Source organism: Patescibacteria group bacterium, assembly GCA_028717685.1.
Taxonomy (GTDB): Bacteria; Patescibacteriota; JAQUNI01; order JAQUNI01; family JAQUNI01; genus JAQUNI01.
The window spans coordinates 594,982-612,100 of record JAQUNI010000001.1 but is presented as its reverse complement, the minus strand read 5'-3'; the positions used below and the strand labels follow the sequence as shown (position 1 = coordinate 612,100).

At 40.4% G+C, this 17,119-nt stretch carries 15 protein-coding genes and 1 tRNA gene; 7 read left to right on the top strand and 9 right to left on the bottom strand.

Features of this window, described 5'->3' with window-relative positions; genetic code table 11:
• Positions 1–65 precede the first annotated feature (65 nt).
• From groES to PHW01_03010, 4 genes are all read right to left on the bottom strand, one after another.
• Positions 66–356: a co-chaperone GroES gene (gene groES / locus PHW01_03025; GenBank protein ID MDD5626950.1), complete on the bottom strand. Its 291-nt coding sequence runs from the start codon at positions 354–356 to the stop codon at positions 66–68.
• 74 nt (positions 357–430) lie between these two features.
• The gene (locus tag PHW01_03020; protein MDD5626949.1) at positions 431–1,390 is read right to left on the bottom strand and encodes a hypothetical protein; all 960 of its coding nucleotides are present in this window, start codon (positions 1,388–1,390) and stop codon (positions 431–433) included.
• Between the two features lie 149 nt (positions 1,391–1,539).
• Positions 1,540–4,383, bottom strand: coding sequence for an excinuclease ABC subunit UvrA (gene uvrA / locus PHW01_03015; GenBank protein ID MDD5626948.1), 2,844 nt, complete (start codon positions 4,381–4,383; stop codon positions 1,540–1,542).
• Positions 4,384–4,574: 191 nt separating this feature from the next.
• On the bottom strand, positions 4,575–4,880 hold the full coding sequence (locus tag PHW01_03010; GenBank protein ID MDD5626947.1) for a hypothetical protein: 306 nt from the start codon (positions 4,878–4,880) through the stop codon (positions 4,575–4,577).
• A gap of 230 nt (positions 4,881–5,110) precedes the next feature.
• Here PHW01_03010 and uvrC point away from each other — a divergent pair, with 230 nt between their 5' ends.
• A complete protein-coding gene (gene uvrC, locus PHW01_03005) occupies positions 5,111–6,730 on the top strand; it encodes an excinuclease ABC subunit UvrC (GenBank protein ID MDD5626946.1) in 1,620 nt (539 codons plus the stop codon).
• Between the two features lie 348 nt (positions 6,731–7,078).
• Here the strand turns inward: uvrC and PHW01_03000 are convergent, their stop codons facing one another.
• Entirely contained in the window at positions 7,079–7,312 is a 234-nt protein-coding gene (locus tag PHW01_03000) for a hypothetical protein (GenBank protein MDD5626945.1), read from the bottom strand.
• Positions 7,313–7,617: 305 nt separating this feature from the next.
• Here PHW01_03000 and secG point away from each other — a divergent pair, with 305 nt between their 5' ends.
• From secG to trpS, 5 genes are all read left to right on the top strand, one after another.
• A complete protein-coding gene (gene secG / locus PHW01_02995; protein MDD5626944.1) occupies positions 7,618–7,833 on the top strand; it encodes a preprotein translocase subunit SecG in 216 nt (71 codons plus the stop codon).
• A 4-nt stretch (positions 7,834–7,837) separates the two neighbouring features.
• Complete coding sequence (locus PHW01_02990) at positions 7,838–9,700, top strand: peptide ABC transporter substrate-binding protein (protein ID MDD5626943.1); 1,863 nt, start codon at positions 7,838–7,840, stop codon at positions 9,698–9,700.
• Between the two features lie 168 nt (positions 9,701–9,868).
• Positions 9,869–9,953, top strand: a tRNA-Leu gene (locus PHW01_02985).
• 106 nt (positions 9,954–10,059) lie between these two features.
• A complete protein-coding gene (locus PHW01_02980) occupies positions 10,060–11,826 on the top strand; it encodes a ribonuclease J (GenBank protein ID MDD5626942.1) in 1,767 nt (588 codons plus the stop codon).
• 87 nt (positions 11,827–11,913) lie between these two features.
• Positions 11,914–12,891: a tryptophan--tRNA ligase gene (trpS, locus tag PHW01_02975; protein ID MDD5626941.1), complete on the top strand. Its 978-nt coding sequence runs from the start codon at positions 11,914–11,916 to the stop codon at positions 12,889–12,891.
• 279 nt (positions 12,892–13,170) lie between these two features.
• On the opposite strand, the gene PHW01_02970 is transcribed toward trpS, so the two are convergent.
• The 4 genes from PHW01_02970 to PHW01_02955 form a co-directional block, all read right to left on the bottom strand.
• Positions 13,171–13,383 (bottom strand): hypothetical protein, encoded by a 213-nt coding sequence (locus PHW01_02970; protein ID MDD5626940.1) that lies wholly within the window; start codon positions 13,381–13,383, stop codon positions 13,171–13,173.
• Entirely contained in the window at positions 13,383–13,649 is a 267-nt protein-coding gene (locus PHW01_02965; GenBank protein ID MDD5626939.1) for a hypothetical protein, read from the bottom strand. Before PHW01_02965 ends, PHW01_02970 begins: the two co-directional genes overlap by 1 nt.
• A gap of 230 nt (positions 13,650–13,879) precedes the next feature.
• Positions 13,880–14,722, bottom strand: a complete 843-nt coding sequence (locus tag PHW01_02960; GenBank protein MDD5626938.1) for a sugar phosphate nucleotidyltransferase — start codon at positions 14,720–14,722, stop codon at positions 13,880–13,882.
• Positions 14,723–14,912: 190 nt separating this feature from the next.
• Positions 14,913–16,346: a phosphomannomutase/phosphoglucomutase gene (locus PHW01_02955; protein ID MDD5626937.1), complete on the bottom strand. Its 1,434-nt coding sequence runs from the start codon at positions 16,344–16,346 to the stop codon at positions 14,913–14,915.
• A gap of 244 nt (positions 16,347–16,590) precedes the next feature.
• On the opposite strand from PHW01_02955, the gene rpsF reads away from it, so the two are divergent.
• Positions 16,591–17,094, top strand: coding sequence for a 30S ribosomal protein S6 (gene rpsF, locus PHW01_02950; GenBank protein ID MDD5626936.1), 504 nt, complete (start codon positions 16,591–16,593; stop codon positions 17,092–17,094).
• Positions 17,095–17,119: the final 25 nt, after the last annotated feature.

Sequence of the window (17,119 nt, the reverse complement as noted above, 5' to 3'; positions counted from 1 at the left end):
CACAACTTATAGCTCAAATTTTATGTTCCTCTGATTTACAAGTTTATTAGTTACAAGTTTTAAAATTATTTAAGGATTGCTAAAATGTCAGATTCAGAAACAATTAAAACCTCTTTGCCGTCAATCTTGATTTCATTCGGGCTGTATTTAGTAAATAAAACCACATCCCCTTTCTTAACCATCATCGGAGATCTCGCGCCATTATCCGAAATTTTGCCCGGACCAACAGCTACCACTTTTCCTTTTTCGGGTTTTTCTTTCTCCGCGGTATCAGGTAAAACAATGCCGCCTTTGGTTTTTTCTTCTTCATCTAATGGTTTAATCACCACTTTGTCGTCTAAAGGTTGGATGATCATAATTTTTTGATTTATTGGATTTAATTTCTAATAATAATTAATTATAGAGAATTAGCAGACTCCTGTCAAGAGTGCTAAATTATTTTAGCAAAATTAAATTTCTTGTCAAGCCCCTCTTGATAAAACCCCCTTAAATCCCGTTCGTGAAATTTCAGGATTTGATCCGAAATAATCACTTTCGTATTTTGTTCGCGCGCCACGCTTTTGGTATTGTGTGACATTTTAGCGAGTTGTAATTTCTTTAAAATATCTTCGCCTAAATTGCCAAAAATTGAACACAATAACCATTCTATGCTTTTTTTCCAAATCTTTTTTGGAAGATTATTTTGAATAACGCGCCTCCCTACTCCCGAATAAGGAATATAGTTTGGAAGATATTTACGCATCCAATTGTTTTGTAATAAAAAAGATTTTCCCCTCCCTTCATCGTAAACAGGACTCACCTTACTCGTCCAATAAACTAAATAAGGATCATTAATCGCGCCATTTTCTTTCCTTAAAGCCACTCTTCTTAAATCCAAACAATTGTCCGCTAAATAAAAAGACAGGCAAATGCGGTCAGCGATTTTGCGATGATGTCTTCTAAGGCCCAGAAAGGAGACGAGAAAAGTAACCGCAAAGCGGGTAGTCCACATTTTTCCGTTCTGGACTAAAATTAAAAAATCAATATCACTTCCTTTTCCGGCTGTATCAAAAGCCACGGTATTACAGACCGCGACCATCCTCACAAAGGGCACATAAGACAAAAGACGGGCGGCGCGGCGCGCTCTCTTCCATTTAACTTGAGAAAAATTATGTTCTCTCCGCCTTCTGTCCACTAACCCTCTATGGCCTTTCAAAAAATAAAAACCACGAAAATTTGCTACCTTCGGATGTTTCCGAAGAATACTCTCTATCTCTATAATGCTTGCTCCGGATTTCAAGGGAAAGACATTAAAAAGATATTGCCAACACTCAAAAATGGTCAAAGGTTTGCCAATCAAATCAAAAAAGGTGAGAGTGTATAAGATATTTTTTTGAATACCAGCTTTCATCCTTAAATAAAATTTTAAATTATAAATTTTTAATTTTAAATCAATTTTAAATGCTTGAATTTTAAAGTTTAAAACGAAGAAAAAAAAGTTTTAAAATTAAGAATTTAAAATTTGGATTTGATTTAAAATTCAGAATTAAAAATTAAAAATTATTGAAAGTATTTCTTCAAGAACTGTCCCGTATAACTTGCTTTCACTTTGGCGACTTGGCGCGGCGTGCCTGCCGCTACAAGATAGCCGCCCGCCTCCCCGCCATCCGGTCCCAAATCAATAATCCAATCCGCGGATTTGATGACATCTAAGTTATGCTCAATCACCAAAACCGTATTGCCTTTATCCACCAGTTGGTTTAAAACCGCCAACAGCCTTCCCACATCGTGAAAATGCAAACCCGTGGTCGGTTCATCTAAAATATACAGGGTCTTCCCTGTAGCGCGCCGCGCGAGTTCGCTAGCGAGTTTCACTCTTTGCGCTTCGCCGCCAGAAAGAGTAGGTGCAGGTTGACCTAACTGAATATAATCCAAACCCACATCGCATAAAACTATTAATTTTTGATATATCGCTGGCACATTGCGGAAAAACTGCAAAGCTTCTGCCACGGTCATTTTTAAAACATCAGCGATATTTTTATCTTTGTAATAAATCTCCAGGGCTTCTTTGTTGTAACGGGTGCCATTACATTCTTCGCATTCCACATACACATCCGGCAGAAACTGCATTTCAATCCTGACTAAACCCTCACCCCGGCAGGCCTCGCACCGACCTCCTTTCACATTAAAACTAAAACGACCCGCGCGATAACCTCGAATTTTGGCCTCCTGAGTTGCCGCATAAAGATCACGGATGTGGGTGAATGCGCCAGTATAAGTCGCCGGGTTGGAACGCGGAGTGCGGCCAATCGGTGATTGATCAATACTGATCACTTTGTCCAGATATGAAAAACCCGTGATCTTCTTATGTTTAGCCGGTAGGGTGCGGGCGCGATAAAAATATTGAGCCAAGGACCGCGCCAAGATATCGCAGATTAAAGTGGATTTACCCGAACCCGAAACGCCGGTAACGCAAACTAGCTTGCCCAAAGGAATCTCCGCGGTAATCTCTTTTAAATTATGCGCCGAAGCGCCATAAATGGTGATTTTTTTGTGGCTTCCAGGACGATATTTTTGAGGCAAGGGAATCTCCAGATGACGGCTTAAATATTGACCCGTAAGAGAACGTTTGTTCCTTTTAATCTCTGCCGGTGTTCCACAAGCGACGATTGCCCCGCCTTCTCTCCCCGCCCCTGGTCCGATATCCACGATAAAGTCGGCGTTTAAAATCATTTCTTCATCATGTTCCACTACAATTACCGTGTTACCCTGATCTCTCAATTTTTTTAAGGTTTCAATTAAGCGCACATTGTCTTTTTGATGCAAACCAATAGAGGGTTCATCCAGAATATAAAGCACGCCGACTAAAGCAGAACCGATCTGGGTTGCGAGCCTGATTCTTTGGGATTCGCCGCCCGCCAAGGAGGCTGCCGGCCGATCCAAAGTTAAATAAGAAAGACCCACATTTTGCAAAAAAGAAAGACGGGCGCGGATCTCTTTTAAAATCTGCTTAGCGATAATTTTATCCCGAGCGTTTAAATCCTTTTCTAAATTTTGGAAGAAAGTTATGGCTTCAGCAATGTCCTTTTGCGCAATATCCACAATGGAACGCCCCATAATCTTTACCCCTAAAATTTCTTTTTTGAGACGCATACCATTGCAAGTGGGGCAAGGATAAATGCGCATATATTTTTCAATCTCACGGCGCACATAATCAGATTCTGTCTCCTGATATCTCCGAGCCAAATTAGGGATCACCCCTTCAAAAGGAATTTCGGCTTGCAAATAACGATAATCTCTTTTAAACGCGGTAGGAATGCGGGTATCGGCAGTCCCATAAAGGATAATCTCCAGATCCTTTTTTTTAAGCCCTGCCACAGGGGTGCTCAAGGAAAAACCGTAATAAGAAGCCACTGCTTCCAACATCTGAATATACCAACCATTGCGCGAAGCGCTCCTTGCCCAGGGCCGAATCGCGCCCTCATAAATAGAAAGCCTTTTATTCGGAATCACTAAGAGAGGGTCAACCTCTAACTTAGTGCCAAGACCAGTACATTCCGGGCAGGCGCCGTGCGGCGAATTAAAAGAAAAATCGCGCGGTTCTAAGCTAGGCAGACTTAAGCCGCATTCCGGGCAGGCAAAATTTTCTGAAAACATCAAGTCCTCACTGGTGTTCAGATTATGCACAATAATTAAACTATTGCCTAAATTTAATGCTGTCTCTATGGAATCGGCAACCCGCTCTCTGTTTTCTTTGTTTCCACTGATCTCTAGCCGATCCACCACAATCTCTAAAGTGTGTTTCTTTTTAGGATTAATATTGCCCTGAAGCGCCTCTTCCAATTCTAATATCACTCCATCTAAACGCACCCGCACAAACCCTGCTCTTTGAATCTCTGCCATTTCCCGTTTATGTTCGCCTTTGCGATCGCGCACCAAGGGGGCTAAAATAATTACCCGAGAATCGCGAGGAAGGGCAAGAATCTTGTCTGTAATCTGGCTCGCTGTCTGGGCGGTAATCGGCTTGCCACAGGAAAGGCAATGAGGTTTGCCGACGCGGCTGAATAGCAAACGTAAGTAATCGTAAATTTCAGTAATCGTGCCCACTGTAGACCGCGGATTAGAGGAAGCGGATTTCTGATCAATGGAAATCGCTGGTGATAATCCTTCGATTTGATCCACATCCGGCTTATCCATTAAACCTAAAAACTGCCGCGCGTAAGCGGATAGACTCTCCACATAACGGCGCTGACCTTCGGCATAAATCGTATCAAAGGCAAGCGAGGACTTTCCCGAGCCGGACAAACCAGTAAAAACCACTAATTTATCTCGTGGAATCTCTAGATTGATATTTTTTAGATTATGCACCCGCGCCCCGCGGATAATAATTTTCTTCGGCATTATTTTTTGTTTTGAATTATCTTACTTAAAAATTTTTAAACTTTATAATTATATACCAAAAAAGCCCTTGGGTCAAAACTTGATAATAGGGTGTTGGCTCCATAGTCCCCAAAGGGGCTGTGGAGTCATATTGCAAGATGAAAATATCCGTGCGACTCCATTCCCTTCCAATAAAAAAAACTGCGAGAATCTAATCACGCAGTATTGCTGGTTTCTTCTGTTAAATAATCTTCAATTATTCCTTTAATCTTTCCATGCAGAACCGAGGAAGGTTTGCGGCACCTTAAAGTAATATTTATTCTGCCTTTGTCAAAATCAACGGCATCTAAAACACTGTTAACAAATTCTACAATAACTACCAATATTCTTTCCTCAATTTGTTTTAAAATATCTTCTAAACCTCTATCTTGGCTAAGACTTGCTTTTCCCTTCCTTAAAATTCCACCTACCTCACTCGCCAAGTCGTCTAAAAATGTTGGTTCACCCCCTAAACTTTCCAAAGAACCAACTCCCAAAACATCAAACAGCTTCTAGACGATCCCATCCTCAAAATCCACTATTTCCGAAATTATATTCTCTATGCAATTCTCTAATTCATCCTCATTAATCACTTTCATTTCTCCCTCTCTTTCTAAAAGATTTTAGATTTTCCATCCTTTCCAAAAAAATAATCAAAATCTATAATATAATAAAGAACCAAACTGCCCAAATTTCAATTCACAATTATCCTATGAACCTCAAAATAAGTCAAGAAAACTTCCCTCCTGCTCCCGGCATCTATATCTTCCGCGATCAGAATCAAAAGGTAATCTATGTGGGTAAAGCCAAAAACCTTAAAAAAAGGATTGCTTCTTATTTCAGAAATCAAGAGAACCTTGCGCCTGATAAAAAGCTTATGCTCGCTCGCGCTAAAAGCCTAGAACATATTGTCGTGGACAACGAGCAGGAAGCCCTGCTTTTGGAAAATAATCTAATCAAAAAATATAGGCCCCGCTATAATATTGTCTTCAAGGACGACAAATCCTATGTTTACATTAAAATCACGGCTGAAAAATTCCCTCGCGTTTTTATAGAAAGGGAAAACCGCAAAACCAAAAAGGAAGAGGGTATTCTTTTCGGACCCTATCCTGCGAGCGACGAAGCGCGCACCACCCTTAAAGTCTTGCGCAAAATTTTTCCCTACCGCTCCTGCCGAATTTTACCCCATCGCATCTGCCTTTTCTCGCACCTCAAACTCTGCCCTGCCCCTTGCGAGAATAAAATAGAGAGAGAAGCATACCAAAAAATTATTAGCGAGATTACTTCTTTTTTGCGCGGTCATAATCTCCCTATTATCCGAGAAATAAAAAAGAAAATGGGGAAGGAAAGCGCTAAACAAAATTTTGAAACCGCGGCTATCCTGCGCGATCGGATTTTAGCCTTAGAAAAAATTCAGGAAAAACAAAAAGTAGTAAGCCGCGATTTAAAAAGCCAAGATGTGATTAGCGTCACCCGCGGCAAAAAGATGGCCGTGGTGAATCTTTTCCGTATTCGCGAAGGGCATCTCATAGGTAAAGAAAACTTTATCCTTCTGCATACAATGAAAAAAACAGACAACGAAATTTTGCAAAGATTTATAGGTGAATACTATTTTTACAAAGAGAATCAACCTCAAGAGATTATCCTCCCCGCCACAGTGAAAAAAACGCCTCTCCTTAGAGCAAAACTCACTGTCCCCCAGAAAGGCCCAAAGAGAAAACTGATCAAAATGGGAGAAAAAAACGCCCGTGAGTATTTAAAAACGCGCATCAGAACAGAAAAAACGCAAAAAAGAAAAATAGAAAAGGCGCTTATTGAACTTGCGAGCTATTTAAGGCTTAAAAAACCTCCTCAAAGGATTGAGGCTTATGATATCTCCAATATTCAGGGTCAAGAGGCGAGCGGTTCTCTTATTGTTTTCGAAAACGGCAAACCTCAAAAAAATTCCTACCGCCGCTTTAAAATTAAAACCATCCACTCCCCCAATGATGTCGCTATGATGCGGGAAATCCTCGCTCGCCGCCTGAAAAGAATTAATCAAAAGGATAGCTGGCCTCTGCCAGATTTAATTTTAGTGGATGGCGGCAAACCTCAACTCAATGCCGCTCTTCAGGTCTTCAAAAAATACCAAATCACAATTCCCCTCTGCGCGCTGGCGAAAAAATTAGAACAAATCTATATTCCCCATCAAAAAGAACCCATTAGCATTCCTCTGGCTTCCGCGGGTCTGATGCTCTTAAAACGCATTCGCGACGAAGCTCACCGCTTTGCGATCGCCTATCACCATAAATTAAGAAGTAAAAATTTGTTAAACCCAACCACTCTGGACTGAAAGTCCAGAGATTAGAAGAGCAGACCTAAGTCTTGAAAAGTTAAAGTATAATTTGGAAGATATCATCGTCTCTTTGTCTGCCTTGCTCTTTAATGACTCTGTTGGCTCCATAGTCCCCGAGCGAAGCGAGGAGCTTATGGAGCCGCAATGCACATAAAGTCTGATCATATTTTCTCTTCACGGCTTGCATTATGGCTCCATAGGGCTAACGCCACTATGGAGCCAACAAAGGGAAAAAATAAAAAAAGCCAACTGAATGTTGGCAAAAAGCTGATTTTCTCATCAGCCTTAATCGTTATAAGGGCTCTAGATAACTAAATCTGCCGCAATATCGCGAAAATCCTCCTTTCAACTTAACTCTGTCCGAGCAAATAAGTCAGCCTCCTCGTCTTTTTCTCCTTTTTGGAGCTTCTTAACTAACTCGGTAAGTTCTGCAACTTGTGCTTCTAAGGCATCAACCCTCTCTTGTAATCTTGATGGTGTGGCTATAAATTCTACCGGATCTGAATAGTTCATTGGAGAATTCGGATAAGAATCTCCCTTATTAGACAGACCACAATCAACTCTTCCTGCTCCACCCATAAAAAATACCTCCTTCTAAATATCAAATACCTATGACCCACCCAATTAAAAGAGCCCAGCAAAAAATCAAAAACCGAAACAGAAAAATCTTGCCGAAAATGAAAATCTCCGGCAAGAGTGTCTTTGTGATTAAAAGAACACTGGATAAAAAGAACAATAAAATGAATTAGAAATAAAGAGATAAAAGAATTATTTATTATTTATAATTCCCTATTCCCTATTCCTGCTTCCCTTCTTATTGACTCCTCCACTCTAAAATGGTATTCTATAATCACCTTTTGTTTTAAGCAAGACCTTGTTTTAATATGTCACAAATATTAAAAATTGTCCAGATTATCCTCGCAATATTGCTCACGGCGGCGATTTTAGTCCAAGCCCGCGGCACAGGTTTAGGCAGTGCTTTTGGCGGCGAAGGAGGATTTTACCGCACTAAAAGAGGCGTGGAAAAAATTGTCTTTCGCGCGACTATATTTTTAGCTATTGCCTTTGGCGCGATAGCGTTAGTGAACGTATTAATTTAACAATATGTCCAAAATCGGGGAAAAAGAGAAAGAAGTATCCTCTAATCTTTCTTCCTCCTCTCTCTTCAAAAAATCCCTGGATGGCCTAAAACAAATCCGCCCCCTGCGGACTTCCTTTTTTTCTAAAGAAGAATCAAAGAAAATCCGCATTCCTAAATTAAAACAGATTGCTAATATCCCCCGCACCTTGAAACCTTGGGAGCGGATCGTGATCTTTATCTTAAGCGGCATCATTCTTGCCAGTGTTGTCTTTTGGATAGATATCTATTATCTGAAGCACTCCAAATTAGTGCCAGCCCAAGGGGGGCAATATACCGAGGGGCTAGTAGGTCAGCCTAAATACGTGAATCCTATTCTGGCCCAAACCAACGACATTGATATGGATCTCGCCTACCTCATCTTTTCCGGCTTAATGATTTATAATGACAAACAGGAATTGGTTCCAGACTTAGCCCGAGATTATGAAATTTCAGAGGATAAAAAGACCTATACATTCACGTTAAAGCCTAACCTCATCTGGCAGGATGGCGAGCCTTTGACTACTGACGATATTATTTTCACCATTCACAGAATTCAAGACCCGGACTTTAAAAGCCCCCTGCGCTCAAGTTTTTTGAGCGTAGAAATGGAAAAAATCGACGCATTAAAACTTAAGTTTACCCTCAAAGAACCCTATGCTCCCTTTCTTTCCATGCTCACCTTTGGCATCCTGCCCATGCATATCTGGGAAACAATCCCCTCGGCGAACGCCCCTTTATCTGAATATAATCTAAAACCAATCGGCTCTGGACCATGGCAATTTTACAAACTTAAAAAAAACAAAGAAGGCGGCATTGAATCCTACTCCTTAAAGCCGAACCCTAATTATTATGGTCTGAAGCCCTATCTAGAAAAACTAAATTTCCAATTCTATCCCGATTTTGATACTCTACTTTCAGATCTGCAAAGCCGCCAGATTGATGGAACGGGCTATATTCCTAAAGGATATAAAAATAAACTTGCTAATAACGACTTTCTAAATCTCTACTCTCTAGAATTGCCTCATATATATTCTATATTTCTAAATCCAAACCGCAATAAATTATTTAAAGAGAAGTATATTCGCGAAGCCTTAGAATATGCGACCCCAAAGAAACAAATTATTGAGGAAGCTATCGCAGACGCCGGACAAATAACCTACTCCCCCCTTCTCTTGGCAGACTTCAGTCCCGAAAGGGCTTCAGCCCCGAGGGATGTAGAAAATCTTACCAAACGGGAGTTTAACCCCCAAGAAACAGAGCAAATTTTAGAAAAAGAGGGCTGGACAAAAGGGACGGATGGAATATATGCTAAAGGTAAAGACCGTTTAAGTTTTACTCTTGTGACTACGGATTGGACGGAATATGTCCAAACCGCGGAAATTCTAAAAACCGCCTACAGACAAGTGGGAATTGAACTGATCACGGAATCCTATAATACGGCAAAAATTCAACAAGAATATATCCGACCGCGTAATTTTGACGCCCTCATCTACGGAGAAGTGTTAGTCCACGATCCTGATCTTTATATCTTTTGGCATTCTTCGCAAATCCGCGACCCCGGATTAAACTTAGCTTCTTTTGAAAACACAGAAGCGGATAAAATTCTAGAAGAACTAAAAACTATCGATGACCCGATCTTACAGCAAGAAGATTACAAAAAATTAGAACAAATATTAAATCAAGAAATACCAGTTATTCCTCTCTACAGATCCATCTATCTCTGCGGCGTCAATAAAAAAATCAAAGGTATTGAAAGTGAAAAGGTCGTCTTCCCTTACGAACGTTTTGCGGGACTATCCTACTGGTATACAGAACAAAAAAGGCAACTCTTACGCCAAGACGAATAAAACTGTTTTTTCCTCCCCTTTTAAATAAAAAACAAAATAATAATTTATTGATTAACCAAATTGCAAGGGTTTATTCTAACCTCTCTTCTTGCTATCACTGCGCGAGATCTTCAGAAAATCACGATTCTTGTCTGAAAATCGCTGCCGTGATGCGCCTTTTCAAAAAATGCTGGGATGGCGAAATTTGGCAGACGCACTAGCTTCAGGGGCTAGCGGTAGCAATACCATGGGAGTTCAAATCTCCCTCCCAGCACTAACATAAACTCAAAACTCAAAAATCAAAACTCAAATCTTAACTACAATAAAAAATTCAGAATGATACTTTTAACTTTTGAGATTTGACTTTTGACCTTTATATCATGCTTCATCACAAAAAACCAAAGTTTACTACCAAACCCCTACCCACACTTCCACCCGCTATCAAGTCTATCCCGTCTCCCCCTCTTTCCGAGCCTCGCGACTCAAACCTAAAAATCGTTCCTTTAGGCGGCTTGGAAGAGGTGGGTAAAAATATGACGGTTTTTGAATATGGAAATGATATTATCGTGATTGATATGGGGCTAATGTTTCCCAACGAAGAAATGCTCGGCATTGACTATGTGATCCCGGATATCTCTTACCTTGTTAAAAATAAGCATAAAATTCGCGGCATAATTTTTACGCATGGTCATCTAGATCATATTGGGGCAATCCCTTATCTTTTGGAAAAACTAGGCAACCCCTACCTTTATGGTACGCCCCTCACCATTGAACTCATCCGTGATCGCTTGGCAGAATTTGGAATGGACAAAAGAGCGCGTCTCAATACCTTCACGGTCAATGACAATATCCGGATCGGCAATTTTGAATTAGAATTCTTTCGCGTCAATCATAATATTCCGGATGGTGTGGGCATCGCCATCTACACCCCCGTCGGGCTGTGCGTGACGACTGGTGATTTTAAATTTGACTACACGCCTGTTGACGAAAAACCGAGCGACTTCTCGCGCATCGCACTCCTCGGAGGCAGAGGTGTCCTTGTCGCGATGTGCGACTCCACAAGCGCCGAAAAAGAAGGCCACTCTATCTCTGAAAAAAAGATTGGTAGAACATTGCACCGCATCTTTGAAACCGCTAAAGGACGCATTATTATGGCCACTTTTTCTACTTTGATCAGCCGAATCCAGCAGGCTGTAAACTCTGCTTATCAAACCGGCCGTAAACTCGCCTTCTCGGGAATGTCGCTGGAAAAAGCAGTGGAAATTACTGTGCGCCTTAACTACTTAAAAATTCCTCCTGATACAGTCATTAGCCTGAAACAAGCCAAAAACTTACCCGATAATAAAGTGGTAATTGTGGCTACGGGAAGTCAAGGTCAAGAGTCATCCGCCCTCGCCCGAATGAGCCGCCAAGAACATAGAGAAGTTAAAATTCATAAAGGGGATACCATTATTCTCTCCTCATCTCCCATCCCAGGAAATGAACGCTCCATCTATAATATGATGGATAACCTCTTCCGCCTAGGCGCGCGCGTATTTTATGAAAAAATTATGGATATTCATACTGGAGGACACGCCCATAAAGAGGATATGAAACTAATGCTCTCCCTCCTGAAACCAAAATATTTTGTCCCGATCCACGGAGAACATCATATGCTCGTGAATAATGCTTGGATTGCCCGGGAACTGGGCATACCGAGCGGAAATATTTTTATTATGGAGAACGGTCAAATCCTGAATATTGACCAAGAACAGAAAGGGCTTATCTTAAAAGATAAAGTACCCTCTGGCTATGTCCTAGTTGATGGCCTCGGTATCGGCGATGTTGGCCATGTAGTCTTGCGCGACCGTCAGCAAATGGCCAAAGATGGAATGTTCGTGGTGATTATCACTGTCAACAAGGATAACGGCGCTTTAATTGGCGAACCAGATATTGTCTCTCGCGGCTTTATTTATATGAAAGAATCTGATAAACTACTGAAAGAAGTCAAAAATCAAATCAAAAAGATTGTAGATACAAAAGGTAAAAAAGAATTAAGCGTGAATGAGGCTTACATTAAATCGCGAATCAGGGAAGAAATCGGTGAATATCTGTTTAAGCGCACAGAGCGCCGGCCAATGATTTTACCTGTGATTATTGGAGCATAGTAAACCAAAAATTTTAAAATAGTCATTCTGCGTGATATTATCTGAAAAAAATAGCCGCTTGACTAATGCGCGACTAATTCCAAAAATATGGAGAAAAAATTATTTTCAGGAATCAGACCATCGGGTACTCTACATTTAGGCAATTATTTTGGTGCAATTAAAAATTGGGTGGAACTGCAAGATCAATACCAATGTGTCTTTGAAATCGTGGACTACCATGGCTTAACCACGCCTTTTGAGCCAGAAACCTTGTGCTCAGAAATTATAGAGATGGCTACTGGTCTTCTCGCTTGCGGTATTGACCCTCAAAAATCCATTTTGACTGTCCAATCTTATGTCCCGGAACAAACTGAACTTGCTTGGATTCTGGGAGCGCTCACTCCCTTGGGGATGTTAGAGCGCATGCCCACTTATAAAGAAAAAAAAACACAATTTCCAGATAATCTGAATTTAGCCCTGCTTTCTTACCCTGTTTTAATGGCGGCCGACATTTTAGTTTACAAAACCGATGCTGTTCCTGTTGGCGAAGACCAAGATCCTCATCTGGAATTTACTCGCTTTATCGCCGAGCGCTTTAATAAACGTTTCGGCGAAACCTTTCCTCTGCCCCAAACCTTAAAAACCGAAGCGCCGCGGATTATGGGCTTGGACGGTAAAAACAAGATGAGCAAAACTTTGAATAATTACATTGGGCTCTTTGAATCCCAAGAAGAAATTGACGCTAAATTGCGCAATGCTTTTACAGACCCTAAAAAAATAAAAAAGGGCGATAAGGGGCATCCAGAAAAATGCAATATCTTTGCCTTGCACAAATTATTCTCCCTCCCCGATTTAGTAAAAACCATTGAAAGAGATTGCCGTTCGGGAAATTTGGGCTGCGTGGAATGCAAGAAAATCTTGGCTCAAAACATTGCCTTGCACTTTGGCGATATGCGTGTAAAATATGCGGAGTTGAAACAAAAGCCCGAAGAAGTAAAAAATATTTTAATTGAGGGCGCAAAAAGGGCGCGCGAAATCGCGGGGAAAAATTTGCAAGAAATACGAGAGAAAATTGGGGTGAGATAGTCTAAAATCTAAAATTGAAAATCTAAAATCTCTAAAAAAATAGACCGTGTAATAATTAAGAAGGGTCTTAATTACACACGGTCTTTTGATTTCAAACAAAGAACTAATTATAGAGCTACAACAGTTCTTAAACCTTCACAGCCTGACTGCATACAAAGATCTAGAAAACTTTGAGCAGTCTCTTTTTCTGGTCCGCCTGCTTGGATAACTTCTTTAGCACGATTCGCTGCTGTAATATAACAAAGTACAGCGACCGAATCATCTGCCACGCCCCCATTCTCAAGATCGTTCTTGAGATTCTCTATATACTTCCCCAAGTTCATCTTGCCCCCCTTCTTCTGAAACTGACATCAACAAAGCTTCTACATCATAACCCCCCATAAAAGTTTTTATTCCTGCATTTTGCAGCTCAATTAGTGCCATCTGAATCTCCTCGGCACTAATATTCTTTGTGGGCCTAGGCAAAATGTCAAAAATTTCTTCCTCCTCCACTACTCACCCTCCTTCAAAATATCTCCAAACATTGTTTGAACGCACATTAGACTGCCTAAGCTATCTTTCAGCCCTTGGATAGAAGAAGCGCCTTCCACATCGTCACAAACACTCTTTGCTCCAGGGCAACTCCCTCCACTTATTCTGAATTTTATATTCTCTCTCCGCCTCAAAGAGCAAGCCGCTACTGTACTATCGCATCTTACTGACGCCACGTGCTCAATCTGACTCAAGATATCCTGTTTAACCTCATCAAAAGATCTCATTGCTCCTCCCTTATCCAAAAATCCAATACCACCAAATCATAAATCATAAAGAACCATTTTGGTTCAAATCAAAGATTTAAACCAACTTAAAAAAGAACTGATCAAAAAAATAAAAAACGCAACCCTGCAATCTAAAAAATCTCTTATTCAATTTTTAATTTTGCATTGCAATTTTGCATTTTTCATTTTTCTGGCTCCGCCAGATCTCGCATAGCGAGACAATTTTTCATTTATTTGATCCCGTTCCACTCCTTAATCACCCGCGCGTAAATTTCAGGCGTGCCAATGTCAAACCATTGCCCCTCAAAAGGATAGCCATATAGTTCATCGCTTTGCGCGAGCTTTGGGAAAACATCTTCTTCCAGGCGAAAAATATTTTTTCCGGGGAAATAATCAAAAATCTTAGGCTCCACGACATAAATCCCTGCGTTGATAAGCCGCGATAATCTCTGGCTCTGTTTAGGCTTTTCCACAAAATCCCGGATTTGGGAGCCGTGAAGCTGCACCACTCCCCAAACCGATGAATCCTCCACGCTCGTTAAAGCCATCGTCATTGTTTTGCCATGGCTTTTATGAAAGTCAATCAAATCATTTAAATCAATATTTGCTAAGACGTCTCCATAGAAAAGCAAAAAAGGATGTCCCGCTAGATTCCTTGCCACCTTCAAAGCGCCGCCCGTCCCCCGAAAACCCTCTCCTTGATCCGCATAGGTAATTTTTACCCCGAACCGCGAGCCGTCGCCAAAATGATTCCGCACCTTCTCTCCCAGGTGTCCGATCGTAATCACAATGTCGCGGATTTCATATTTCTTTAATAAATCCAAAGTGTGCTCGAGAAGAGGTTTGCCGCGCACTGGAATCAAACACTTCGGCATTTCATAGGTAAAAGGCCGCATTTTTAAGCCTTGGCCACCCGCTAAAATAATCGCGCGCGAAACCTTGGGCGCCAGCGTTTTACTCAAAAGATACTCAATCGCGTGCGAACGGTTGCGGATCTTCTCACCGTCAATAAAATCGTCTAATAAGCCGATGAGTCGTTTGTTAATGGTAATTGTTAATCTTTCTCTGGACATCGCTATAATTTTCTCCCCCTTACCAAGGGGGAGGTTGGAGGGGGTCTGTTAACCACTTTTAAAAAATTTGTTAATAAAAAAAGTATGATTCAATATGATACTATCATACTTTATCATACTCTGCAATAGAGAGTCAAAAAAATTATCCACAAGAGGTATAAACAACACTAATCATTCTTGCGGTATTTATTTACTGAAGTGATTCAAGATTAACACACAGCTGGTCTTCCCAAATCATTTCAGGATATCTTTCCAGCATTTCCCGGACATATTTCTTCCGCTTATCATAAACTTTCTTGCTCCGCGCTTCAAATTTGACCGTAATATATGGGCCATTTTGAGAATATCTAAAAATCATCATACCATCATCAAAATCAGCGCGTGTTCCATCATCTCCTGGAATAACTGTCGCGTCAGTAATTTTTGCGTTCGGAAAATCCTTTCTAAACCTTTTAGCAATATCCGCAACAGCAGCGACTTTTCTCTCATCCGCGCATCCAATCTTAATCTCGGGCGAGGAAATATATCGCGGAAAACTTTGATACAATTTACTCAATGAAAGCTTTTTATCAGATAAATACTCTAAAATTCTCAATGCGGCGTATGTTCCATCGTCATGACCATAGGCATTATCATTAAAGAAAAAATGTCCGGAAAGTTCTCCTCCGAATGCGGCTTGCTCTTCAGCGATTTTTTTCTTAATAAATGAGTGTCCGGTTCTCCACATCATCGGAATCCCGCCATTCCGACTAATAACTTTCTGAACCACCTGTGAACAAAGCGTATTATAAATAATTTTTGAATTAGGAAATCTCTCTAATATTTCTTGCGCGAAAATTGCCACCACAACATCATTCCATAAAATATTTCCCTTTTCGTCAACCATTCCTATCCTATCGCCATCGCCGTCAAATGCGAGTCCTAAATCGGCTTTCTCGGCAAGAACAACCTTGCCAAGTTCCCTGATGAATTTTTCATCAGTAGGATCCGGGGTCCCCGCCGGAAAATTGCCATCCACATTCTCTCTGCGTAAAATCAGTTTGCAACCCGCTCTTTTGAAAAGTTCAGGAACATACATAGCGGGTGTTCCATGCCTAAAATCAACGACAACCTTAAACTTTCTCTTTAAACGAAGACGCTTTAAAACATCATTAAAATAATCTTCTCTGATGTCAGCTTTTGTGATAGAACCTTTCTTTTTTGAAACGTAATACCGCTCGGTTTGAGTATTTTTTCTTATCTCCTGCACTTCCTCCGGCCCAGTTGTCAGGGAAAAACCAATTCCCAGCTTAAATCCATTAAAATTATACGGATTATGAGAGGCTGTAATCATTACCCCGCCATTGGTCTGGAAACGGTATTGCGCGTAATACATCATTTGCGTCATCACCATACCAATATCAATAAGATCAATGCCCATCTCTCTAAGACCTTTAATAAATACTTTTTTAAATTCTTCTCCGCTCACCCGACAATCTCTGCCAATTACTGCCTGGCGTATTTTTCTTCTTTGTAAAAAAGTTCCATACGCCTTGGCAATTGCGTATACTTTCTCGCTATCTAGCTCTTTGCCCACAATGCCCCTGATATCATAGTTTCTGAAAACGAAAGGATTGATTCTCATATTTTTACTTTAAAAATCTCAAAATTAAATTTTAATAAAAACACTATACTCTCTTTTAATGACTTTAGCAAGAGAATAAAGGACAGAATCTTAAACCTTGAATCCAAAATATGGATTTTTCATAGAAAGAACTTTAATCTGGATTTCAAATTCCAAAATCCAGATTCAGACATTATCCTTGCTTTTTTAAAATTTCTCTGCTATTATTTACCATATAAATATTGTTAAAAATAGAAGAAAAATAATGCCCAAATACGAAATAATGTATCTTTTTTCGCCACAAATCTCTGAAAAGGAAGCGGCGGAAAAAATTGCCCAAGCGAATAACATTATTAAAGAATCGGGTGGCGAGATTAAGAAAGAAGAATATTGGGGACTGAAAGATTTGGCTTACAAGATTAAACACTTTAAACAAGGTTATTATCATATCACCTGGTTTAAATTAAATAAAGATCAAGTAGATTCTTTAGATAAAAAACTGAAATCTGTAGTCCATCTCTTAAGATTTTTGTTAACAGCGGTCACAGAGGAAAAAGAAACTGCCATTCAGAGCGAAGAAAAAGAAAATATTATAGAACAAGCTGAACCCGCTCTTCCTAAGCCAGAGGCTGAAAAATCAATCTCTCTTCCCCAAGAAGAAGCGCCCTCCGAGAAGAAAAAAATCTCTAAAACCTCTAAAGAGCCTAAAGCTGAAATGGAAGACTTGGATAAAAAATTGGAAGAGATCCTAAAAGAAGAAGTGCTTTGAAATATCTAATTTTTTAATTCAAAAC